Origin of the sequence: Zavarzinella formosa DSM 19928 (genome assembly GCF_000255705.1) — a bacterium.
GTDB classification, from domain to species: domain Bacteria; phylum Planctomycetota; class Planctomycetia; order Gemmatales; family Gemmataceae; genus Zavarzinella; species Zavarzinella formosa.
In genome coordinates, this window is the sequence record NZ_JH636443.1 from 563,909 (window position 1) to 585,952 (window position 22,044).

The 22,044-nt window shown below is 58.7% G+C and carries 23 protein-coding genes and 11 tRNA genes; 23 read left to right on the forward strand and 11 right to left on the reverse strand.

Annotated features, from left to right (window positions below):
• Window positions 1-222: 222 nt before the first annotated feature.
• Entirely contained in the window at window positions 223-1,395 is a 1,173-nt protein-coding gene (locus tag BGIM_RS0127745) for an FIST signal transduction protein (RefSeq protein WP_040890435.1), read from the forward strand.
• A gap of 139 nt (window positions 1,396-1,534) precedes the next feature.
• On the opposite strand, the gene BGIM_RS0127750 is transcribed toward BGIM_RS0127745, so the two are convergent.
• The 3 genes from BGIM_RS0127750 to rpmG are packed head-to-tail and all read right to left on the reverse strand — an operon-like array spanning window position 1,535 to window position 2,408.
• Complete coding sequence (locus BGIM_RS0127750) at window positions 1,535-1,822, reverse strand: type B 50S ribosomal protein L31 (protein ID WP_020472964.1); 288 nt, start codon at window positions 1,820-1,822, stop codon at window positions 1,535-1,537.
• Window positions 1,823-1,836: 14 nt separating this feature from the next.
• The gene (gene rplX, locus BGIM_RS0127755; RefSeq protein WP_029630652.1) at window positions 1,837-2,184 is read right to left on the reverse strand and encodes a 50S ribosomal protein L24; all 348 of its coding nucleotides are present in this window, start codon (window positions 2,182-2,184) and stop codon (window positions 1,837-1,839) included.
• A 56-nt stretch (window positions 2,185-2,240) separates the two neighbouring features.
• The gene (gene rpmG, locus BGIM_RS0127760) at window positions 2,241-2,408 is read right to left on the reverse strand and encodes a 50S ribosomal protein L33 (RefSeq protein ID WP_020472966.1); all 168 of its coding nucleotides are present in this window, start codon (window positions 2,406-2,408) and stop codon (window positions 2,241-2,243) included.
• Window positions 2,409-2,753: 345 nt separating this feature from the next.
• Between rpmG and BGIM_RS0127765 the strand changes: the two genes are divergently transcribed.
• Window positions 2,754-4,196 (forward strand): MFS transporter, encoded by a 1,443-nt coding sequence (locus tag BGIM_RS0127765; protein WP_020472967.1) that lies wholly within the window; start codon window positions 2,754-2,756, stop codon window positions 4,194-4,196.
• A gap of 56 nt (window positions 4,197-4,252) precedes the next feature.
• Here BGIM_RS0127765 and BGIM_RS0127770 read toward each other — a convergent pair whose 3' ends face one another.
• On the reverse strand, window positions 4,253-5,638 hold the full coding sequence (locus BGIM_RS0127770) for a neutral/alkaline non-lysosomal ceramidase N-terminal domain-containing protein (protein WP_238537730.1): 1,386 nt from the start codon (window positions 5,636-5,638) through the stop codon (window positions 4,253-4,255).
• 236 nt (window positions 5,639-5,874) lie between these two features.
• Between BGIM_RS0127770 and BGIM_RS61575 the strand changes: the two genes are divergently transcribed.
• The 4 genes from BGIM_RS61575 to BGIM_RS0127790 all read left to right on the forward strand — a co-directional run bounded on the left by BGIM_RS61575 (window position 5,875) and on the right by BGIM_RS0127790 (window position 10,227).
• Window positions 5,875-7,188 carry a sensor histidine kinase gene (locus tag BGIM_RS61575; protein WP_020472969.1) on the forward strand — a complete coding sequence of 438 codons (1,314 nt, stop codon included), beginning with the start codon at window positions 5,875-5,877 and terminating at the stop codon, window positions 7,186-7,188.
• Window positions 7,189-7,367: 179 nt separating this feature from the next.
• Complete coding sequence (locus tag BGIM_RS0127780) at window positions 7,368-9,233, forward strand: L-lactate permease (protein ID WP_020472970.1); 1,866 nt, start codon at window positions 7,368-7,370, stop codon at window positions 9,231-9,233.
• Between the two features lie 24 nt (window positions 9,234-9,257).
• A complete protein-coding gene (locus tag BGIM_RS0127785) occupies window positions 9,258-9,593 on the forward strand; it encodes a cupin domain-containing protein (RefSeq protein ID WP_020472971.1) in 336 nt (111 codons plus the stop codon).
• A 178-nt stretch (window positions 9,594-9,771) separates the two neighbouring features.
• Window positions 9,772-10,227: a hypothetical protein gene (locus BGIM_RS0127790; RefSeq protein ID WP_020472972.1), complete on the forward strand. Its 456-nt coding sequence runs from the start codon at window positions 9,772-9,774 to the stop codon at window positions 10,225-10,227.
• 65 nt (window positions 10,228-10,292) lie between these two features.
• Here BGIM_RS0127790 and BGIM_RS0127795 read toward each other — a convergent pair whose 3' ends face one another.
• Genes BGIM_RS0127795 through BGIM_RS0127805 form a run of 3 tightly spaced genes read right to left on the reverse strand, consistent with a single transcriptional unit; the run spans window position 10,293 to window position 12,034 of the window.
• Window positions 10,293-10,967, reverse strand: a complete 675-nt coding sequence (locus BGIM_RS0127795) for a hypothetical protein (protein WP_020472973.1) — start codon at window positions 10,965-10,967, stop codon at window positions 10,293-10,295.
• 29 nt (window positions 10,968-10,996) lie between these two features.
• Window positions 10,997-11,530 (reverse strand): hypothetical protein, encoded by a 534-nt coding sequence (locus BGIM_RS0127800; protein WP_020472974.1) that lies wholly within the window; start codon window positions 11,528-11,530, stop codon window positions 10,997-10,999.
• Between the two features lie 27 nt (window positions 11,531-11,557).
• Window positions 11,558-12,034 carry a DUF6438 domain-containing protein gene (locus tag BGIM_RS0127805; protein ID WP_157369468.1) on the reverse strand — a complete coding sequence of 159 codons (477 nt, stop codon included), beginning with the start codon at window positions 12,032-12,034 and terminating at the stop codon, window positions 11,558-11,560.
• Window positions 12,035-12,474: 440 nt separating this feature from the next.
• Between BGIM_RS0127805 and BGIM_RS0127810 the strand changes: the two genes are divergently transcribed.
• From BGIM_RS0127810 to BGIM_RS0127825, 4 genes are all read left to right on the forward strand, one after another.
• Window positions 12,475-12,681: a hypothetical protein gene (locus BGIM_RS0127810; protein WP_020472976.1), complete on the forward strand. Its 207-nt coding sequence runs from the start codon at window positions 12,475-12,477 to the stop codon at window positions 12,679-12,681.
• Between the two features lie 191 nt (window positions 12,682-12,872).
• Window positions 12,873-13,508 (forward strand): DUF4145 domain-containing protein, encoded by a 636-nt coding sequence (locus BGIM_RS61585; RefSeq protein WP_157369469.1) that lies wholly within the window; start codon window positions 12,873-12,875, stop codon window positions 13,506-13,508.
• Window positions 13,509-13,570: 62 nt separating this feature from the next.
• Window positions 13,571-13,990: a hypothetical protein gene (locus tag BGIM_RS0127820; RefSeq protein ID WP_029630656.1), complete on the forward strand. Its 420-nt coding sequence runs from the start codon at window positions 13,571-13,573 to the stop codon at window positions 13,988-13,990.
• Window positions 13,991-14,252: 262 nt separating this feature from the next.
• A complete protein-coding gene (locus BGIM_RS0127825; RefSeq protein WP_157369470.1) occupies window positions 14,253-14,660 on the forward strand; it encodes a hypothetical protein in 408 nt (135 codons plus the stop codon).
• A gap of 20 nt (window positions 14,661-14,680) precedes the next feature.
• On the opposite strand, the gene BGIM_RS52735 is transcribed toward BGIM_RS0127825, so the two are convergent.
• Complete coding sequence (locus BGIM_RS52735) at window positions 14,681-16,087, reverse strand: glycoside hydrolase family 6 protein (protein ID WP_020472980.1); 1,407 nt, start codon at window positions 16,085-16,087, stop codon at window positions 14,681-14,683.
• Between the two features lie 247 nt (window positions 16,088-16,334).
• Here BGIM_RS52735 and BGIM_RS0127835 point away from each other — a divergent pair, with 247 nt between their 5' ends.
• Complete coding sequence (locus BGIM_RS0127835; protein WP_029630658.1) at window positions 16,335-16,736, forward strand: YybH family protein; 402 nt, start codon at window positions 16,335-16,337, stop codon at window positions 16,734-16,736.
• 31 nt (window positions 16,737-16,767) lie between these two features.
• Entirely contained in the window at window positions 16,768-17,469 is a 702-nt protein-coding gene (locus BGIM_RS52740) for a dual specificity protein phosphatase family protein (RefSeq protein ID WP_020472982.1), read from the forward strand.
• A gap of 42 nt (window positions 17,470-17,511) precedes the next feature.
• Here BGIM_RS52740 and BGIM_RS0127845 read toward each other — a convergent pair whose 3' ends face one another.
• Together BGIM_RS0127845 and BGIM_RS0127850 are read right to left on the reverse strand one after the other, a co-directional pair.
• Window positions 17,512-18,582: a glycosyltransferase family 2 protein gene (locus BGIM_RS0127845; protein ID WP_020472983.1), complete on the reverse strand. Its 1,071-nt coding sequence runs from the start codon at window positions 18,580-18,582 to the stop codon at window positions 17,512-17,514.
• 186 nt (window positions 18,583-18,768) lie between these two features.
• Entirely contained in the window at window positions 18,769-19,350 is a 582-nt protein-coding gene (locus tag BGIM_RS0127850; RefSeq protein ID WP_020472984.1) for a helix-turn-helix domain-containing protein, read from the reverse strand.
• 471 nt (window positions 19,351-19,821) lie between these two features.
• Here BGIM_RS0127850 and BGIM_RS0127860 point away from each other — a divergent pair.
• From BGIM_RS0127860 to BGIM_RS0127885, 11 genes are all read left to right on the forward strand, one after another.
• A tRNA-Pro gene (locus BGIM_RS0127860) sits at window positions 19,822-19,895 on the forward strand.
• A gap of 20 nt (window positions 19,896-19,915) precedes the next feature.
• Window positions 19,916-19,999: transfer RNA gene (locus tag BGIM_RS63365), tRNA-Ser, on the forward strand.
• A gap of 129 nt (window positions 20,000-20,128) precedes the next feature.
• Window positions 20,129-20,201: transfer RNA gene (locus BGIM_RS0127865), tRNA-Gly, on the forward strand.
• Window positions 20,202-20,215: 14 nt separating this feature from the next.
• Window positions 20,216-20,290, forward strand: a tRNA-Glu gene (locus BGIM_RS63370).
• A gap of 2 nt (window positions 20,291-20,292) precedes the next feature.
• Window positions 20,293-20,366, forward strand: a tRNA-His gene (locus BGIM_RS0127870).
• 14 nt (window positions 20,367-20,380) lie between these two features.
• Window positions 20,381-20,453, forward strand: a tRNA-Thr gene (locus BGIM_RS63375).
• Between the two features lie 94 nt (window positions 20,454-20,547).
• Window positions 20,548-20,630: transfer RNA gene (locus BGIM_RS63380), tRNA-Ser, on the forward strand.
• A 102-nt stretch (window positions 20,631-20,732) separates the two neighbouring features.
• Window positions 20,733-20,803: transfer RNA gene (locus tag BGIM_RS63385), tRNA-Gly, on the forward strand.
• A gap of 18 nt (window positions 20,804-20,821) precedes the next feature.
• Window positions 20,822-20,893 (forward strand) — tRNA-Ile (locus BGIM_RS0127875).
• 13 nt (window positions 20,894-20,906) lie between these two features.
• Window positions 20,907-20,978, forward strand: a tRNA-Val gene (locus BGIM_RS0127880).
• A gap of 5 nt (window positions 20,979-20,983) precedes the next feature.
• Window positions 20,984-21,056 (forward strand) — tRNA-Val (locus BGIM_RS0127885).
• Window positions 21,057-21,151: 95 nt separating this feature from the next.
• On the opposite strand, the gene BGIM_RS0127890 is transcribed toward BGIM_RS0127885, so the two are convergent.
• Window positions 21,152-21,658, reverse strand: a complete 507-nt coding sequence (locus BGIM_RS0127890) for a hypothetical protein (protein ID WP_020472986.1) — start codon at window positions 21,656-21,658, stop codon at window positions 21,152-21,154.
• Window positions 21,659-22,044: the final 386 nt, after the last annotated feature.

Sequence of the window (22,044 nt, forward strand, 5' to 3'; positions counted from 1 at the left end):
AGACCGATTATTTGCGGGAGGTCCGTGAGGGCCGGGAAAACAAACACCCGCCGATAACCGGTCCTTCAGACCGGAAAACCTTGGGGACCGTGTTCCCAGCCCTCACGGGCTGGGCTGTGTTAACCGGTCCTTCAGACCGGAAAACCAATACCACGCCGGTCATTGGTCATTCCGGCTGATTGTTTCCGCAAATCGTCCATCAAGAATCTATCCAGAGTTCTCATGCCTTTTGCCAATGCCCTTTCCGAACTGGAAGACACCGCCGAGGCGGCGAGCGAAGTTGCGTTGACCGCCCTTGAACAACTGGGCGTGGAACCGGAACTGGCCGTCGTGTTCTTTTCCCCGCATCATGCCTCCGAAAACGACCAGTTGATGCGGACCCTGCGGCAGCAATTGCCGGATGTGCCGCTGGTCGGGATGCTCGGGGAATCGGTCGTCGGCGGGGCGAGGGAAGCCGAGGAGGGGCCAGCCCTCTCTTTGTGGCTTGGATCGTGGAACGGGAAGATGGACATTGACGTGTTCCACCTCAGCCCGGAGGCCACGCCGGACGGCCCCACATTGTTCGGCTGGCCGGACTCTATCTTTGAAGCCGACCCGGCCCAATCCGTGTTGTTGACGTTCGCAGACCCGTTCTCTTTCCCGGCCGTCGAGCTTTTTCTTCCCACGATCAACGAACAACATCCCGGCTTGCGTGTCATCGGCGGCATGTCCAGCAATCCGTTTGGCCCGGAAGTGACTTCGCTGTTCCTTGATGGCGAAGCCAGAGTCGGCGGCGCCATCGGCGTGCTGTTGCGGGGAACGCCGCGAGTCCGCACGCTGGTGTCGCAAGGATGTCGGCCGGTGGGCAAGCCGCTGGTCGTCACCAAGGCGACGGACAACGTCATTCAGGAACTCAGCGGCCCGGCGACACCCTTGAACTATCTGCGACTACTGTTGGAGGAAGTGTCCCAGGCTGAGCGTGAATTGATGCAACGCGGCCTGTTGATCGGGCTGGCGGTCAGCGAATACCGGGACCAGTTTCGGCGGGGGGATTTCCTCATCCGCAACCTGATCGGCCTCGACCCGCGAACCGGGGCGCTGGCCGTCACGGATCGCGTGCGGCTTGGCCAGACGGTGCAATTCCAAACCCGCGATGCGGCCGCCGCCCATGAGGATTTGGCCGAACTGCTCACCCATGTGGGTGACGACGGCTTCAAACCCACCGGCGGCCTGCTGTTCACCTGCAACGGCCGCGGCAAACGCATGTTTACGACCCCGAATCACGACGCGGAAACAATCCGGGAAGCCCTCGGCAACGTGGCCCTCGCCGGCCTCTTCGCCGCCGGAGAACTCGGCCCTGTCGGCGACCGAAACTTCATCCACGGTTTCACGGCCAGCGCCGTGTTTTTTGAGTGAATGCAAAAAGCCATTTCACCGCAGAGAAAACAGAGAACGCAGAGAAAACAAGAAGAAATTCTTTTCTTATGTTTTCTCTGCGTTCTCTGTTTTCTCTGCGGTGAAATGGCTTTTTCTTCGCCGCTCGCCGCTCGCTATCTTACTTCTTCTCTTCCGGCTTCGCCGTTTCGGCGGCGGGCTTTTGGAATTTGGCGAACTTCTTGCGGAAGCGTTCGATCTGGCCGGTGGCGTCGAGCAGCTTCATCTTGCCCGTGAAGAACGGGTGGGATGCGCTGGAGATGTCGAGCCGGTAGAGCGGATACTCTTTGCCGTCCTGCCACTTGATCGTTCCCGTGGTCTTCACCGTCGAGCGGGAGAGGAACGAGAAGTTCGCGGCGGCGTCGAGGAACACCACTTCACGATAGTCGGGATGAATGTCTTTTTTCATGGTGGTTCCGGGACTCACGCCTTCTTGGCGTACTTGGGATCGGCCTTGGCCAGCACGCGAATCGTCGTGCCGCTCTTTTTGGCGTACAGTTCCTTCGTGCCGTCGTCCGTGTAGCGGACGCCGGTGCGGGTGGGCTTGTTGTTGGTCGGGTCGATCAGCAACACGTTGGAAATGCTGATCGGCATTTCCTTGGAAAGCCGGCCGCCCTGGCTGGTGCGGCTAGCCTTCAGGTGACGCCAGACGAGGCCGATCCCCTGAACGGTGATCTTGCCTTCTTCGCGGTCCACCTTGAGGACTTTGCCGCGCTTGCCCTTGTCCCCGCCGGAGATCACTTCGACGGTATCATTGACTCGAATGTGCATGGTCGTTCCCCCGCCGGCGCAAACCGGGTGCGGGTATCCTTCGTTCACCAGTGGGTTTACTTGCTTTCCTTGTACATCACGTGCTTGCGGACCGTCGGGTCGTACTTCCGCAACTCCAGCCGGCCCTTGGTGTTGTTCCGGTTTTTCTGGAGAAAATAGCAATGGCTGCTCTCGGAGCTAACCATTTTCACGTGTGAACGGGCGTCTTTGCTTTTCTTGGCCATGACTCTCTGCCTCCGGGAAAAAATAATGATAGTGGCACGTCCGTGCGCGTGAAGAGCGCAACCGAAAAAAACAGAGAAGTCCCCGTTTTAAAACAAAGGATGAGGGATGAAGGATGAGGGATGAAAGGAAACCAAGACACGCCAGTCTGCCGATTTTCTTTCATTTTGATGGTTGAAAATGCCTTCGAGCGAGGGTGAAAAAACCAAGACACGCCGGTTCGCTGGTTTTCTTTCATCCCTCATCCTTCATCCCTCATCCTTTGTTTTCAATTTGCTATCCCCCCGCCGGGCGGGTACATTCACCAAACGCCCGCTGGTATTTTCCCTCCCGCTCTCCCGGTTCGCATGAACTCATCTGACACGAACGTTCGCCCGACGCGCATCCGCTATACGATTCTCGCCTTGCTCAGCACTCTGGCGATGATTACCTATCTTGACCGGGCCGTGAACGGCAGTGCCAAGAAGGACATGATGGAGGCCGTCGGCCGGGGGGAGAAGGACTTCTACTTTGTCCTCATCTTCTTCCAACTGGCTTATGCCATGTTTGAAATCCCCAGCGGTTGGATGGGGGACACCTACGGGCCACGGAAAACGCTCATCCGCATCGTGATTTGGTGGTCGGCGTTTATCGGGCTGACGGCCTTCGCCGGTTACACGTTGCCGGGCACGGAGACAGTCCTCATCACGTTCGGCGTGCTGATCGCCTTGCAGTTCTTTTTTGGCATGGGGGAGGCCGGGGCGTTTCCGAACATCTCGCGGGCGTTGTATAACTGGTTCCCGACCACGGAACGCGGCTTCGCCCAAGGGTCGGTGTGGCTGTCGGCCCGGTTCATGGGGGGAATGACGCCGTTCGTCTGGGTGTGCCTGACCGCCGGGTTGGGCCTGAACTGGCGCGAAACGCTATGGGTCTTCTCCGGCGTGGCGATGGCATGGGTGGCGGTCTTCATCTGGTGGTTCCGCGACCGCCCCGACCAACACTCTTCCACGAACGCTGCCGAGCGGGAGTTGATCCTGGCGGGCAAAGTGCCGCCGACCGGGCATGCGGGCATCCCGTGGGGTCGCATCTTTACAAATCGAAACGTGTGGGCGTTGTGCGCGATGTACATGGTGACCAATTTCAACTGGTACTTCATCATGTACAATCTGCCGGGGCAGTTTCGCGATTCGTTCCCTCAATTGCGGGAGTCGTTGGGCGGCCAGATGCTGCTCGGACTACTTGCCGGGGCGCCGTTGCTCGTTGGCATGCTCGGCTGTCTGGGGGGCGGCATGTTGACGGACGCCCTGATCCGCAAGACGGGCAATCGCAAGTGGGGTCGGCGGACATTTGCCATGATCGGGTATGGCATGGCCGGTGCCTTTTATCTGCTGGCCACCCAGTTCATCGGCAATTTGTGGCCGTTCGCCATTTGTCTGATTCTGGTGGGACTGTCAAACGATTTTATGATGGCCCCGAGTTGGGCGACGGCCCAAGATATCGGCCGACGTTATTCGGCCATCGTTTCCGGGGCGATGAACATGGTTGGCAACCTTGGGGCAACGCTCGGCATCTTTATCACCAGTCTGATTTTGAATGCCAATACCGTGAACAAGGTCGTTGACGGTGTGCCCGTCCTGAAAGCCAACGGCGACCCGGACACCACCATCCTCCCACAGGGCTACATTTACTGTTTTGAGCTGTATTCCGGGATCTACCTTTTAGGCGTGATCGCGTGGTTGTTTATCGATGCGTCGAAGCCGATTCCGACGGATGAGGAATTGGGAATCAGCAATCACGATCATTCAGCTTAGGTTTCGGCTCATGGCGATCGGGCTTTGTGTCAACCATCGCCCGATATGCGTTTGGATCACTTGTCTTTGTTTTCCTTCACCAACTTCTGAAACTGATCGCAAATGATCGGGGCCGCGTCCGGGCCGATGCTGTTCATCTCGCCGTATTGCTCCTTGGTGCGGCCGTAGCAGAACGGGGGCTTTTTGTCCCATTGGCGTTTGGGAATGATGTAGCCGATTTCGTCGTTGCCAAGGCCGATCAGCATTTTGTAGGGTGCCCGGAGTTGGTCGTAGATGGCCGGTTCGATGGGGGCGTCCGGGAAATCGGCGGCGGGATCGGCTGGGTCTTGGACCCGGTTTAGCACAAGTTCCGGGTAGATTTCGCCGGGGATGACGGCCACCTCCAAATCGCCGAGTTTCAGATAGCCCAACTCGGTGCGGAGCGCGCCGGGCTTGGAAAGATCCTCGCTGGTGGCGGGCTTGAACGGCGTGGGGTTGTTGTCCCACACATAGAAGGTTCGCTTTAACACCCCGGCCCGCCAGACGAGTTTGTAAAGGTCGTTCTGCACCGGAATATGAATCTCCCGGCGGCGAATCTCGAACGGCGTCAGCGTCACGGGCTTGGCGGTTTTCAGGGCTTTGTCGGCTTCGATGGCCACTTCCCGGCCGAGCTGTTCGGTCTTTTCCCAAGTGCCGTCTTCCAGCAATTTGCCTTGGGGATTTTTGATCGGCACCTTCAGCGTGGTCATCAGCCCGCCAACCGTTCCCGTGAAGTAGGCCACCGGGCAACGCTGCCGTTTCGCCAGTTCGCCGACGGTGTAACCCACAAAATCGCTAGTGATTTCGGTGTTTTTGGAAGCCATCGTCTCCGGGTGGTTGTTCCATTGAACCAGCACGCCGAGGGGTTTCCCCTCGCTCTCGAAACGGATGGCCACCAAATCCTCATGCTTCACATACGGCTGGCGGTTGTCCTCCATCAAGTGCGGCAACGCCACGACGGCAATCTTCGCCGTCGCCGGCTTGGCCTTCTTGTCGGCCGTGTTGATCGCTTTTACGATATTGGCCCGAAGGTGTTTCATGTATTCTTCGTTCACCCCGCTGTTGAACGGGCTGGACCCCCAGAGGCCCATCGTGTCCGGCCCCTCATGGTTGTGCGTGCTGGAAACCAGCACATAAGTGAAGCCGGTCAGATCGCTTCGGACATCGTTCGCAAAGTCGTTGAACAACCCGATGACATCCGTGCAGACCATCGCGATCTTCTGCGTGCCATCCGACAGCACAACGGCCCGAGCCATCAACGGGTCGTGAACCTTGGTGGCCTTGCGATTGGCCCCGAACCCCGCCATAAACACGGGCGTTTTGGCCTCAATCGCCGGGGTGACATCAATATCGGCAAACCCCACTGTCAACGGCCCCGCCGAGGCGACCGGCGCGAGCAGAAGAAGCCAGAAGAGACGGAGCATGGAGAGCATCCTTTTTGTGAATGACGAATCGTGAAGCCGCGACGCGGAGTCTTCGCAGCGGAGCGAGGACTGATACCCTGTCAAATTCATTGCTCATTTTGACCGACGATTCCCTGCGGGAAGTCCGCGCTCCGCTGCGAAGACTCCGCGTCGCGGCTTCACGGTCTGCCATTGGCCATTTCCCGATGATCGGCGATGCCGGTATGATACCCCTCATGCACTCAGGGAGTTTCGGAATGACGCAGGTTCCGGAGGCTGATCCGTTGTCCCGTTGGGATCTCGCGGCTGAGGCCATTGCCGTGCGGATTCGGTGGTTTGGCCTCGTGGTCGGGTTTAGTTATGTCAACATTGTTTCCAAGGCCGAGGACACGCTGATCCTCAACGGCCTCCTGCTCATGGGACTCGCCTATACGGTCGTGGACACTTGGACAAATCATCGCGGCCGGGTCATGCTGGCGGCGGCCCCGATCTTGGTGTCCGCGATGGAGACATTCTTCATCGGTCTGCTTTGTTATTTTGAGAACGATCTGGAAAGTCCCTTCCGCAATTTTTATTTGTTGTCGCTGTTGTGTTGCGCCATCCGTCAGACCGTGCAGATGACGCTAATCACGTTTGTGTTGCACACCCTGAGCTACGGCTTGGTTTATCTGATCCTGCATCAACAAGACCAATCCGGCATGGCCGTCATCAAATTGTTTCTATTGCTCGCCGTCCTCACCTGGGCATCCATTGCCCTGAGCCGGTTAATCAAGGGCATCGGCGAGCATCTCTCCAACCTGAATTCCGCGCTGCGGGAAAACCAGACGGAATTGGAGAATCGCATTGCCGAGCGAACGCGGGAATTGCAGGAAACGCAGGCTCAATTGATGCACCAGGACAAGATGGCCGGGTTCGGACTGCTCGCCGCCGGCATCGCCCACGAGGTCGGCAACCCGCTGACCTCCATATCAAGCATCGTTCAAGTGTTGGAGCGGAAAAACCCGGATGATTACACGCGGGACAAGCTTTCCCTCGTCGGCGGGCAGCTGAGCCGGATTCAGGGCATCTTGCGGGAACTGACGAACTTCAGCCGGCCCCCGGCCCAGGAGAAAACCCGGTACACGATCAAGGACATCGTGGAAGAGGCCATGAACATTGTCAAATATTACAAGGGTACCAAGAGCCGCACCCTGAGTTCGGACATCCCGGCCGATTTGCCCATTCTTCACGGCGTCCGGGATCAACTGGTGCAGGTGATCTTTAACTTGGTGCTGAACGCCATCGACGCGACCGCCAAGGGAGGCCGAATTGACATCACCGCCTTCACAGAGGGGAACATGGTGGTCCTGTCTATCCGGGACGACGGCAACGGCATCGACCCGAACAACCTCAAGTCGATCTTCCAGCCCTATTTCACCACGAAGAAACAAGGAACCGGCCTCGGCCTGTTTGTCACCAACAAAATCATCGGCGAACACGGCGGCAACGTGACATTCCTCTCCGCCCCCAAGCAGGGGACGACGTTTTTGATCTCGTTGCCGTTTTCGACGAATGACAAGGTGACACGGTGAGGAATGACAAGGAGACAAGGTGACCAAAACCATGTCGCAGCGCTTCGGTTTTGGTCACCTTGTCACCCTGTCTCCTTGCCACCTTGTCATTCTTAACGGTTCTTCCTTGTCTCCCCCCTCCCGCCCTGCTACCATCGGCTTTCTTCGCTGCTTGCAAACTCTTCGCCGGAATGCTCTCCATGCTGTTGGCCGTCTCGTATGTTCAGGACCTCGACCCGCTTGGCAACCGAATCCTGTCCACCATCGTCGCTTCCCTCCCCGTCCTTGTTCTCTTTTACCTGTTGGTGCAACGGCGCTGGCTGGCGTCCAAAGCCGGGGCGGCCGGGGCCGGGGTGGCCATCCTCATCGCGTGGCTCGTCTACGGCATGTCCTTGAAGATGTCGATGTGGTCGTTCGCCTACGGGGCCTGCTTCGGGCTGCTGCCCATCGGCTGGACCGTCTTTAACGCGATGCTGGTTTATAACGTCACCGTGGAAACCGGGCAGTTTCGGAATATCCGGCGATCCATCTCCAGTTTGTCCAAGGACGGCAGGATTCAGGCGGTGTTGATCGGCTTCGCGTTTGGCGCTTTCCTTGAAGGATCGGCCGGGTCCGGGGCGCCGGTGGCGGTGTGCGGGGCGATGCTCGTGGGGTTGGGGTTCCCGCCGTTGCGGGCGGCTGTGATCTGCCTGATCGCCAACACCTCCCCGGTGGCCTACGGCGGCTTGGGCACTCCAATCATTGTGTTAAGCGACGTGACCGGCATTCCCGGTGAAACCCTGAGCGTGATGGCCGGGCGGCAACTTCCGTTTCTGTCGTGCATCATCCCCTTCTACATGGTGAAGGTGATGTGCAGTTGGCGGCAGACGTTTCAAGTATGGCCTGCATTGCTCGTCGGCGGGGCGGCGTTTGCCGTGTTTCAGTATGTGTTTGCCTGTTTCCACACGCTGCCGTTTGTGAAGGGGATCGTCGTTTATCACGTCACGGACGTGACCTCCAGCATCCTGACGATGGGCGTGCTGGCCGTGTTCCTGCGATTCTGGAAACCAAAGCACGAATGGCATTACGATTCGCCGCCCCCGTTCACGACGCCGGACCCGGATAAGCTCATCGACACCGACCCGCACAAAGTGGATGAAATTGCTCACGATCCGCATGCGATCGAGGCCGCCAAGGCCGCCGCGTTTCTGACCGACACAACCGGTGATGACATCCCGCTGACCAAGATGGAAGTCGTCCGGGCGTGGATGCCTTACGCCCTGATGTCCGTCTGTCTGATCTTGGTGGGCGTGTTGCGGCAAATGGAATCGAAGGGGGATGTCTGGATCATCCCGAACGTGTTGAAGAGCCGGTACAAGATCGAGGTTCCGACGCTGCACAACGAGGTGCAACGAGCGGAGAAGTTGCAGAAACCCGGCCTCGCGGAACCGGAAAACGAGAAGGCCGAGTTCAACTTCATTTGGGCCAGCGCCGCCGGGACACCCGTGTTCATGTCGGCGATACTCTCGATGCTTTACCTGCGGACGAACTTCGGGCAGATTAAACGCATCGTGCGCAAGACCGTGGTTCAGATGAAGATTCCCATTCCCACGATTGCATGTATGTTGGGGCTAAGTTACGTCACCCGTTATTCGGGCATCGACGCCACCTTGGGGATTGCCTTCGCCAGCACGGGGATTTTGTATCCGTTCTTCGCGGCCATTCTCGGCTGGCTCGGTGTGTTCCTCACCGGGACGGACGCCGGCAGCAACGCCCTGTTCGGCAGCCTGCAAAAGATCACTGCCACGGAGGTCTTCAACAACCACACGGCCGCGTTTGAAAACCTGTCGCTGGAACAAACCCAAACGCTGCTCAGCACCGCCAACAGCACCGGCGGCGTGATGGGCAAAATGATCGATGCCCAGAGCATTTGCGTGGCGACCGCCGGAACCAATCAAATCGGCCGGGAAGCCGACATCTTCAAAGCCGTGATCTGGCACAGCATTCTGCTGGCTTCCATCGTGGGGTTGATGACGCTGATCCAAGCCTATGTGTGGCCGTTCGCGGCGATGGTGCCTTCGCCGTGAGGCGAATGGCAGAAGGAAACGCGGATGTATCATTTGAAACAACATGCCGATTCGGTGGCGTGGACGCCGCTTGATTTTCCCGGCGTATCGCTCCGCGTTCTCTGGACTGACCCGGACACCGGAGTCATGTCGGTTCTCACCCGGCTGGCCCCCGGCGCCTCCATCCCGGCCCATTTCCACACCAAAGCCGACGAGACGGTGTATGTTCTCGAAGGCGACTTCATTGAGGACGGCGCCACCCACGGACCCGGCAGTTTCTTCGCCGGCAAGGCGGGGGTGCCGCACGGTCCGCATAGTTCGGTCGGCGGCTGCATCGTGCTGACTGGATTTTCGGCGACGCTGGATTTTGTGCTGGTGTGAGACACCCTACGGGATCGCAATTGTTGCTCTCTTTTCCAAACGTCATTTTCCGGCCTGTTGGCTCGTCGAGGCGACCAAGCCTTGATGGCGATCAGAATGATTGACCAAAGCAAACGATTCCCGCTGCTGGCCCGTCTATTGGGGGAAGAGTCTTCGCGGCCCTCCGGGAGATGGTGTCATGCGTTGCCTGTTGTTGAGTTTGCTCACGATCATTGTGCCGATGGTTGTGGCCGTCGCGGCCGAGCCGGCGGAGTTGTTGAAGAAGATGGACGGGTTTCGCAAGGAACTTCCCCCGCCGCAGACCTTGAGCGAGCAGAACGGGTTTTCCCTGAAGGACGCGGATGGCAAGGATGTCCTTTTAACCCATCTAGGCGGGATAACAAGCCGGTTGGGCGTGAAGACCAAGACCGAGTGCCTCCTTCTCCTGACGTACTTGAAAGACCGGGATGCCAAGATCCGGTTCATCGCGGCCTCGGCCATCGAAAACGTCGTCCGTGCCTATCCCCACGGAATGTCCCTCAACGACATCCTGGAGATCGACACCGACCGGCACCGGGAGATGATCCGGCGATTCGTCGAGAAAATCGACAAGCTCCCTGCCGATCCGGTCGCCTCGCCCGGTGGCGGCAAGTAGCAATTGGTGACTGGGGCTTGATGCAGGGAGGCCATTGGCGCGTGATTCTCTTTTGTTTGGTGGGATTACTCTTGTGGCCCTCTTGGCATCTCTCCGGCGTGCCGTTGCCGCTTCACGCTGACTTCCGCCAAGATCTCTTTCGTCCGGCGTTCTCCCACCACCCGGATCACGTCGTTCCGCAAACGGGCCAGATCCTCGACGGCGGGCACTTCCCCTGTCAGGTAAACTCCGCCAATCGAATTCTCCAACAGACTCACCCCCGAGAGTGCCGGCTCTCCGACCAAAAGCGGGGCGATCAACTCTCTCTCCTCCAAATAACGACGATGGTACGAATTCCTTTCCCCGATCAATTTTCCGAAGGCCACTCCCGTGCAAAGGCAAAACACGAGCGAGAGTAGGAAGCCGGTGATTCGCAACGCCCGACTGGCGGGAGAGGCTGATTCCGTGGACAGGTCGGCGACGGGCGACACCGAACCGGGGATTTGCCGTAGCCGAACCTCCCGCCAGCAAAGCAGGGCGACCACGGCCAGACCGACAACCACTCCCCCGGCCGTGCCTTGGGTCAGCCCCTGTCCGAGTCCGACACTGACCGGATCAAACCCCGGCTCCCGACCCTTGCTGAAAACACCCCGGTAGTATCCGGGGGCGATTACTCCCAGCCCATAACCGATGCCGCCGCCGATCATGGCCAACAACAAGGTGCAGCCGATGATCGTGGCGATCACGCTTCGGATTGTCATGCGTCTTTCCTTCGCCGGACGGCAACGTTTTAGTCATCAGATTCCGCTCGGGCCGTCTGGCAATTGTACGTGACCGATAGTTCGGCTCCGCACACGCCGCACTCGAACACGCCGTCCTTGACGATGTTCTTGGCGGCGCATCGCACGCACAACCGGAAGACGCATCTTGGCGAGAAGCCGGATGGTGGTTCCAAGCTGCTGGCCGTGAGCGATTCCATCACCGCCGCCCACGAGTCGGGTTCCGGACAATAGCCGGTCGATTGATTGCTCACGGCCGTAATTTCGACTTCATTGCCAGACAAGGCAAACGTGATTTCACCGGCCGACCGGACTGGTAGCCGACCGGCGCAGGCCACATGCTCGCTGTGGCGGTCGGCGATTAACAGCAACCCCGTCGCATCAATCACAAAGGTGGCGATCACCGAACCATCCGGCCCCGGTTGTTGGCCGCTCTCCCTCGCCCACCGGACGACATCGGCGGCCGAACGAATCGGACATCCGGCCGGAGATGCCGTCACCCGGTCGGCAATTTGCTGCGGGCCAATGTAACGATACAACCGCATCCCCGCTCCCGCCCGGCTGAATGTGCCTCACTCCCACTCCACCGACCCGAGGACCAAGTCAATCAGCCCGGCGATGGCCCATAGTTCGGGCGGCCCGGCGTCGGCGTAGTTGCTCACAATCTTGCGGCGGTTGGCGGTGGCCACGAGGACGCAGGTGCCCGGCGCGTCCGACACCACGGCGTCGCGGAAGTCGTAATGGCTTTCCATGTCCCAGAACCGCGTCCCGGTGATGAACCAAGCCAGTTGCCGGAAGTAATGCAAGTTGGCCCGGCCGACACGCGCACCGAGCCGGGGGACGTTCATGATGCCTTCGTATTCCACCCGGCCGGAGGCATGGATGACGGCGGTGTAGACGGGGCACTCGCCAAAGCAGGGCGAGCGCTCCAGGCCGATTTGAGTGATCCCGTGCCCGTCGTCCTGTGTCTCGTCCCAGGTGCGCCACGCGGGGCAATCATGCCCGCGCGGGTATTGGGATGTCTGGTCGAGTTCCGTGAGCAAATGCATCTCTTCGCCCCTTCCGTCGCCGAACAATAACGTTTTCCGGGCCTCCTTGCCCCATGACAGTCCGACCATCAACCACGTCCGATAAATTATGGCCACCGCTTCCGGATGGTGCAAGAGAATTGGCCGGACACCGCCACACATGACGCCGGCCGCCCCGCCGATGGATTCGCTTTTTTGCCCAGTTGGAGCGTGGCGATCATGCTTCAAATCGCCCGCCGGACGTGTCGTCTGTGCGCCAACGCAAAAAACTTAATTCAATTTCATCAAAAGATTGATTCTAATATTGTTCTCATGTTTCATCGCTTGGGCACTGAATTAATTTTCCATCCAATTCCTCAAAACAGATGCCAAGATTATCCACAATCGCTTTGCATGAGGCCCGGAATTGTCTATGGAACATGTGAACATGTGAAAGATCATCCTCCATTCGAGCCTGTCCTATGGATAGCTGGCCGTTTCCCGATGATGAGCAAGAATTGGTTGTCACCTATTGGCTGGACGCCCGTGGCGAACCCGTCGAGGACGAAGAATTTCTCCGGCTGACCCAGGCATTGAGGCAGGGTTGGAAGCTGACCGGCATCGACACTTCACCACACGGTCGGCGAGTGGCCCATGCCATCAAACGAGGGCGCGACCCCAGCCAATAATTCCCGTCAAGATCGCGCCTGATCTCATGAAGAATCAGCATGGCGATTCGAGTCTCGCCGCCCATTCTGCGGATGTCCGCAAGATTTTTTCAGTCAGCCGGAAAGCCCCCAACGCCGTGCATATCTCTCCGCCTCTCGCGAGGCAACCCGCCGACCCACATGCTGCGATTCTCAAACACCCACAAAGTCCAATGAAATGCTCACACTGCCAGACCTCCATCCATGTCAGCTTGAAATCAACCGGCATCTGTCAGGACAGCCGGGGCTATTGGGTGACGGACTCCCAAATTTGCCCGGCGTGCGGCAAAGCCTTGATCGCCCTGCGGTGCGTCGATCCTTTGGGGAGAAAAATCGCGGCCCACATGGCCTATCCGCGCGCCTCCGTTCGCTCCGCACCGTCGCCGGATGTTCCCAAGATATTCGCCGATGATTACATCGAGGCGTGTCAGGCGCTGGACGACAGCGCCAGGGCGAGCGCCGCGCTCGGCCGCCATTGCCTCCGGAACTTGTTGCACGACGTGGCGAACATCAGGCTCGCCAGCCTGAATCAGGAAATCACGGTCCTGATCGCCGCCAAAGCCCTTCCGGCAGAACTTTCCCGCCAGCTCGACGAGTTGCGAACACTGGGCAACTATGCGGCTCATCCGGGCAGGGGTGTTTCATCTGGCGAGATCTTGCCGGTCGAACCGGGCGAGGCGGAGGAGACACTGGAAACGCTGGCGGGGCTTTTCAAATTCTATTTTGTGAATCCGGCCGCCGAACGGAAGAAACGGGAGTTTGACGCCCTAAAGCGGGCCGCCGCCGGACAACCGCCGCTCAACGAATAGCAGACTTGCAATCCCCCGGTCCGGCGTTTCCGAGGCCGGGTCGGGAAGTGTGTGAACATACCGTGTCCGAATCATGTGGCCTGTCCCGCGACTACCTGATCCAGAGACTCAAAACCATGACCATCAGCGACATCATCGGTGGCGAAATCTGCCTGATTGCCGCTGCTCGCTTCCAAGAACATTGCGGCGACGCCGACGCCGAGCGCGCCTTCTGGGGAATGGATTGCTCGGGTATTGATGTGCGGTTCCAAGGAGAGAAAGCCGGGATCAGCATCACCATTTTGCGACTCGGTTTCCGCCGGCCGCAATATCGGTGGAGCCTCAGTCTGATCGAGGACGACAGTCAGGACAACAACCGGCGATATATGTACGGCATCGATTATGGTTCGGCTCATCTGACGGAGGAAGAAAGTGCCGCCCTCGCCACGCATCTCGGGCTGGATGTGACGGCCTGCCTTGCAACACCTCCGCCCGCTCGTTAAACGAGTTCCGCTTGAGCTATCGGCCCGTGTTCGCCGGGCGGACTGGGGAGGGTATCTCGATGACAAAATCGGGCGGGCGTTTGGGTTCGATCACATGAAGCGGCCAAAACCATTGGCGAGGCAGGCCGCCAGTTCTTCATCGTTGAAAGATCGGAAGGTGTGGCAGTCTTGGCCGGCGGCTTCCCTTATTGTGGAATCAATGAAGCTGGTCCGGCCAAGCTTGACGAGTGACCGGCTTGTTCGACAGGGAGGAATCAGGCCGATGGGCGTGTCTTTTCAAGATTCGGAACTTGGCCGTGTGAAGTGGGACTCCGCTGACGGAGTCTGGCGGTTTCAAGTTGTTGTGATTGATGGCCCAAGGGTGACGGCCAGCTTTGTCCCCGCTGGAAGCGACGAGGATACGGCCTCTTGGGAGAACGTGCGGACTTGCGTCCGGTGGATTCGGGAGAATGAATCCGTCATTCGTTCGCACATCACGGACCGGCTTGGGGAAACCGAGGCGCCCGGCGTGGCGCGCCGCCCGAGATTGGGCCAAATGTTGTTCTTTAATGGCCGAGAAGCATTGCTGATGTACGACAGTGGCGCGTGGTGGGTGCGGATCAGCATCAGCGGCGAAATTCTGGCCGGGCCATTTAGCTTTAACTCTGGCGCCGATTCCGATGATGATTGACCAAACCACCGCCGTTGATGTCATTCGGACTTGAACGGCGGGGGGGCATTTTTCACGAGTTGAACGAATTGGGCCTGAAACCAGCGGCCGGCGACCGGGGCGTTCGGCATCGCCCCGGTGAAGTTGTTCCCGTTCAACGAATTGCCCCTGTATGTGGGATCGCACATCTGGTCGAAACCCTTGCCGGCGGGGTTGTCGGGGCCTTTGGGGATCAATTGGCTGGAACCATCGGATTCCCCCGGCGGTTTCACCCAAACATAGGCGTGATAATGAGGGGCGGGCTTCGCCACCGGCCGGGCGCCGATGCCGGCTCCCGTCTGGTTGCCCCAGTTTCCTTTGTGGATTCGTTTGTCGATGGATGTCTCCCGAACAAACGTTTTGAGATCATTCGATCTGCTCGCGGCGGAGGGCCGGGCCGGGCCTCCCCATCCGTTGCGCGAGGTGTCAAGCAGCAGTCCGATGCGGTCCGGATAGGCGTCTTTCCCTGTGGTCAGGGCGTCCCGCAGAGCGGTTGCATAGGACTGCTCGTCGATGTGGTCATTCCAGTCATACCAACCCGACAGCGAGCGAACGGGTTGGCCGCCGACTTGCTGCTCGGCCTTCAGATATGGCTCGACGGCCGGGTTGTAATTGGACACGTTGCTGATGAAACCGTCCACTTGGCCGTTGCCGCCTGAAATGCCCGCTCCCGTCGTCTTCAGCAACTCGACGAAGGGATTGAGATTGCTCGGCCATCCCATCCAGCCGGCGTGCCCGATGTCGATGTAGGCATAGGTGTTGGGCAGAGACCGAAGCGTGCCAACCGCATACTGCACGCCCTTGACGTAGGCGCCCGACTTTTCCGCTTCCCGGACCCTCTCGAAGGTCAGGTTGGTGATCAGGTTCGGCAGCGAGTCAGGCTCGATGACCATGATGACCCGCAGCCCGGAATACTTCTCCTGTTTAAGAACCTTATAAATTGCGTCGATGTATTCGGTCTTGTAACGCTCCAGCCCGTTCTTGGAAACGAGCAGTTCGCCGTTCGAGGCGAGGGCGGAGCCGTCCCGGTTTGGCAGATTGTAGATGACAAGGCCAATGGCGTTGGCCCGTTGCTTGATTGCCTCATCGAAGTGACCGGCGAGACTGCGGGGATAGCCGTCGGTCCCGTGGACGGCGGCGATGCTGTCCAGCCAGAGGAAGGTGGGATGACCCGCGACTTGCCTCATCTGTTTTCCCAACTCGCCTCCCTCAATGTCGGCGGCCTTCATGACCGCCAACACATAGTCCGCATTACGATAGAAAGTCGCATCGACGAAGGGGTTTTCGAGATGTCCGCCCATGAGTTTCAAGTCTTTCGGTTCTGACCGGGCCTGTCCGGAAAGCATCAGAAATGTCGTCATGGTCAGCGAGGCCAGACTACTCAAAGCCGTTGAGTATGTGGTTTGCATTGTCGGTTTCCTTCCTGAAAATCTTGGGTGCGATTTGGCCGCGTGATATCGCGTGAAGGACATGAATTAATAGGATTCATTCCCGTGCCACCGCAACCCGGACAACCTGCAAACAATAGCACCCATATTTGGCGACGGACGATGTTTGGCCGGACGATGGCCGTTGACCTGAAACTTATTTTGTCGTGAAATAATGGAAATTGCTTAAATATTGACAAACAAAGCCGTTCGGCGAAAAGGATTGAGCATGAGCAGCGATGAGCAAGAGATTCGGCAACTCGTGGCCACTTGGATCGAGGCGACCAAGGCGGGGGACACCGACACCGTCCTGAGCCTGATGACCGACGATGTGGTGTTTCTGGTGACCGGTCAACAGCCGATGATCGGCAAACCGGCATTCGCCGCAGCCATGCCGGCGGCGTCGGGTCAGGAGCGCCCGAAGTTCGAGGGCCGGAGCGAGATTCAGGAAGTTCAGGTGTTCGGGGAATGGGCCTGGATGTGGTCCAAGCTTACCGTTGTGTTCACCCCGCCCGGCGGCGCCTCCCCGGTGACCCGCGCGGGACACACTCTTTCGGTCCTGAAGAAGCAAGACGGCAAATGGGCGCTGGCCCGCGACGCCAACATGCTGGCGCCGACACCGGCCAAATGAAGCTCTTGAATTCCGACTCTGGAGAAAACATGTGAAATACAGCCTCGTATTCCTGATGTTGGCGGCCGCCTGCGGCATGGCGACGGCGGTGGCTTGGGATGTTGTTGGCTGGGGGGCTGGGGTGGGGTTGTATGCGGCCTTCTCGTTTGGGCTGCTCGCGATGGCGTATGCGCTGGCCGGGCCGAGGCTGTTGTTCAAGCGGCCGACCGGAAGGCGGTCGATCTTTGGCTGGGTGTTGCTCGGGCCTTATTTTCTCCTCAACAGCGCGTCGTTCGGCCTGTATCGCTTATTCTCGCGAGAGTCGGCGTATGTCCGGGTCGCTCCCAATTTGTTCTTCGGCCGACGACTGTCAGCCCGCGAGGCCACGGCGACGGGTTGGGTGAACGTTCTCGATTTGGCCGGTGAATTCCCGGCGGCCCGGCCGTGGCGGGTGTTGCCGGGGTATCGGTCGATGCCTCTGCTGGATGCCACCGCGCCGTCGGAAGCCGACATGCGGTCGGCGGTGGCTTGGATCGCCGAGGCCATCGGCACGGGGCCGGTATATGTGCATTGCGCGCTGGGGCATGGCCGCAGCGCTTGCGTGGTCATTGGGTATTTGCTTTTGGCCGGAGAAGTCGCCACGGTTGCCGACGGGGTCCGGTTGCTGCGGTCAGTCCGGCCGGCGGTTCGGTTGCATCCCGCGCAGGCGAGGCTGCTTCGCCGGTTGGAGCCGCCACCCAAGAGTGATGGCTGACGCCGGAGCCCCCGCTTTGCCATTCCTGCCCGCCACCGTTTCTCAGGCCCTCCAAAACCGCGCGATTTCGCGAGTCAGGAAGCGCCAGATGCCCAACGCGCCCATGCGGCTTTTGCCGACATGCGCGGGGCTGGCTCCGGTGACCCGGCGCCAGAAGTATTGCACGCACATCGTGAGGAATTGCATCGGGGCATCCAGCGTGAAGACCAGCTTGTAGCCGATCAGCGACCACGCGGGAACGCCGCTCTTGCGGAAATACCGGGCGTAACCGATCATCAGGTTCGGGGCCGCGAAAGTGACGTTCTGCCGCGAACTCACCCGGCCATAATGGATGATTTCGATGCCCGGCACATAAACGCACGCCTTGGACCGGCCGATCCGGTCGGAGTATTCCACGTCCTCGACGCCGAAGATGAAGCCCTCGTCCCAGCCGCCGCAATCCCGGTACACATCTCGGGGAACCAGCACGGCCGCCCCCATTAACACTTCCACCCGGCGGACGCCGTCCGGCTCAAAGCCGTCGCGGCGATAGTCGTCGTAGGCCTTGCGGAAGATGCCCGTCCAGCGAAGGACGGAAGCGCGGTGCAACATGGCCTTGAGCGTTGGCTTGCGGCGATAAGAGATTTGCAACTTGCCCTTGCCATCCCGCAACCGCGGGCCGATCATCCCGAAATTCGGATGGGCGCGGGCGAAGGTCGTCAATTTTTCGAGCGTGAATTCCGGCACGACCGTGTCGTTGTTCAAAAAGAACAAATACTGGCCGGAAGCCGCCTCGGCCGCTTGATTGCTGGCCTTGGCAAACCCGAGATTTTCCGTGTTGCGGATCAGGGTGACTTCGGGGAATTCGCGGGCCACCATTTCCGGCGCGCCGTCCGCCGAGGCGTTGTCCGCGATGATGATTTCCAGCGTCACGCCTTGGGGTTGGTCAAGCAAGGATTGCAGGCAGGCCCGCAGATATTCGATGCAGTTCCAATTGGCGATGCAGACGGAAACGTCGATGGTCTCGACGGGCGAGTGCGTCCAGACGGGCCGCCAGTCTCGTGGTCGCCGGACGCCACGCGGGGCGGCCAGAACCTTTGGGGCAAACAGCGCGGAGTCGAGGGTCTCGGCCATGCAAACCATCCCTGGAGCCGAATCATGAGTCGACGCGAACCCCATCCTGGGACGCCGACGAACAGTTGCCATGGGTGAAATGGAAACTGGATAACAGGGGTGGTGTAACATGAAGCCGCAAGGGGTGTCAACCGCAAGCGGCGGGTGGAGAGGCCGTGAAAAACAGGTGGACGGGCGTGCGAACGATCAGGTTTTCGGCGGGGGCTGAATCTTCTCAAACATGAGATTCACGAGTGGCTCAAGAAGGTCGATGTAGCCCGTCGTAGCGATGGCGTGAACCCGCCGCAGGATACGGCGCCGCCGTTCGACGAGTTCCACCCAATGCTCGGCCCCAAGCTGGAAAATCCCCTTGCCGGGGCCGTCTTGGGTGAGCAGGTCGTCGGCCTCTTCCTCGGTGATCTGGGCGGCCCGCTCCGGGTGTTGCTGGAGCCATTCCAGCAGTTCCTTTGAGGTGGCCTGTTCTTGCAGCTTTTTGGCCCCGCCGAGTTCCTTCTCCGGCGGGGTGCCGTGCATCCGGGGGAGCAACCGCTCCAGGGGGGTGTTCCGCAGTTCGTTGACTTGCAGGCCGAGGGCGGCCGCGCATTGGCTGATCGTGGCATTCCGGAGCCGACGGCTGTCACCGTTGCTCTTCATGATCTCCCGAACCGTGTGTCGGTTCAGGTTGGCAATCCGTGCGAAATCTTCCTGATTCCAGCCTCGTTCTTCAACGAGGCGCGCGATCTTCGCGGCCAGTTCGGCATCACGAGACACGGGAGCTAAGGCGTTCATTGTTGACCATCATGGCTGTTTAAGGAGATCCATCAAGGTGTGCATGGGAAATATAGCCCACCGATCCGGGTGTTCCAAGTTCGCTCCGGCAGATTTTCCGAAAGCTCTGAAATCCCCTGAAAACAAGGCGTTTTTTGATCAAAAATCACACGCAGCCCGGCGGCGGCCTGTCGGGGAAAACCACAATAATTCCTTCGCCACGCGAACCCGCCGCCAAGTCCCCGGCTCACTCCCTTGGCGACACAAAAACAACGGTTGAGTGCAAGTTCACCCAACCCTGACATTCCAAAAGTGCCATGCGACATTCCATCACAATCACCGGCATCACGATCTCCCCCAAGGGTTGGTCATGTTGTTGTTCGCCGGTATCGGGACATTTGCAAATCTGACACCAACGGATCTCGGCGACCACCGCCCAGGCCGGGTGTCAATGGACACCCGGCCTTTTTTCGTTTCCGGGCGACGACTTCTCTGGATGTGGGAAAGTTTGGTAATCCGCCGGCGTCGGAAGCCGGAGACCGCCGGTTCAAATCCGGCCGTCCAGACTGTTAATTGGTTGATAGCCGGAAGGGCCAGCCGATTGGAGACGGCACCCAGCTCGAACCTGGGCGAGCGATGAGCCTTGAGGGTTCGACTCCCTCTCCTTCCGCTTTTTAAGAAGGGATGAGGGATGAGGGATGAGGGATGAAAGAAAGACAATCCGGTGTTTGATGGCAGTTGCCGGGATGGTCTCGGTTTTCTTTCATCCCTCATCCTTCATCCCTCATCCCTGAAGAAAGTGTCCGTGGCCGATCGGCACGAGGCATCGCCCTCCCAAGGCGAACAGGCGGGTTCGACTCCCGCCGGACACTCTGTTGGAAGAATTACCCTGACGGACCAGCCAGGAGTGGTCGTCACCCTCTCAAGGTGAAGAGCGTGGGTTCAAATCCCATTCAGGGTACTGTGGCCGAACCCAAAGTGGTTGCGGGACCCGGCTGTGAACCGGGGTTGTGCGGGTTCGACTCCCGCCGGCCACCCTGCGATTGATGATGCTGGTGATTCTCGACAGGCCGAGTACCGCCTTCGTAACGCGGAACCAGTGGGTTCGAGTCCCACCGCCAGCTTGTTTTTGATGACGATTGACGCTCGGGCTGGATGGCGAGGCAGTCGGTTGCAACCCGACTTCAAGCAGGTTCGATTCCTGTGGGCGTCTGAATGGAAGGGCAAGCCAATCGGTGATGGCACCCCGTTGGAAGCGGGACGAGGCACTAGCCCTTGCAGGTTCAACTCCTGTCCCTTCGGCTGTCGGTTGTTGATTGTGCGTTAGAGATGTGCCCTCGGAGGGCCGCGAAACTCCAAATCTCGCCTTGAAGGTTCGACTCCTTCCATCTCTGGGTTTTCAAGTGTCCGTGGCCGAGCAGCGAGGTACCGGCGTGCCAAGTCGGATAGGCGGGTGCGACTCCCGCCGGACACTCTGTTTTGCGGTGATGACCGGGTCGAGGCCGAGCGGCGAGGCAACCGTCTGATATGCGGTGTGATGCAGGTTCGACTCCTGCCGACCCGAGGTGATTTGACATCGGCCCGTGGAGGAATGGCAACTTGCCGCCCTCACATGGCGGAGATCGCTGGTTCGATTCCAGCCGGGCCGATTGACACTCCCGTGGCCCAGTGGCGACGGCGTCTCCCTGACGTGGAGAAGATCGCGGGTTCGAGTCCCGCCGGGAGTAGTGGTTGGGAAAAATGAAATTGGCCGGGGCGAGGACTCGCAACTCCCCCGGCCTGACGAACATCACCGAAGAAAATCAGCGCGATTGCAAATCGCCTATTCAGGATGACGTGATCGAATCAAGTCGATGATCGAAATTATCTCTTGTTCAAAAGTATTGATGTCTTCTTTAAACTTGTCAAACCTCTTCTGGTAGCCGACCTGCCCCCATTCGACAGGAACTCGCAATGCCATAAACGGTTGTGAATTGGCCAGTTTCTCAATTTTGTTACAAAGAATAGGATCGCGTTCCACTAACCACACCCAGAACGATAATCTCAGAAGTTGAACTCGTGAGGTTTTTCGGGCAGAGTCAAGCGATTCCATTCCCTCGGGATATTTTCCACCGTGCGCAATAGTTGAATGCTCGTCTTTAGCTCGCTCCAAGTCCTTGGCTGCCTCTGAAAAGAATTCTGAATATCTATCAAGTAGCTTTTCCCGAAAATACTTCTTCTGTTCATTTCGACGTTGCAAATATGCAATGACAAACTGAGCTAAAACACTGAAAAACCCGGCGGTACTTGCGACCGCCAAACCGATACACAAAGATTGTTCAAACGTCATGACATTCCCCTCGCATTGAAGAATTCAATATGGGACGGATGATCTATCCCAACGGCCGACATCATCGCATTCGGTCGCGGGCACACTTCAATTTGCCGTGGCAAAGCGAAAGACAAATGATGCCAATCGCAGATTTGATTGATGTAAACCATTAGCTGGTATGATTTTGCTGGCGTGAAAATAATTTGAGATTTCGATACGGCAGGTGAGGAGAATTGAGCAAAAAACGGAGAATGGTTTCGAGTTTGTTCTGCCCCAGCCCGCTGTTGTATACTTAGTGGTTTTATTCAGTGCCATCATCCGGCTTCGGGGGATGACGATCTTCTTTTTTGAGGAAGCTTGGAATCACTAACTTAGTTTTGGTAAAAAAATGAAATTGGCCGGGG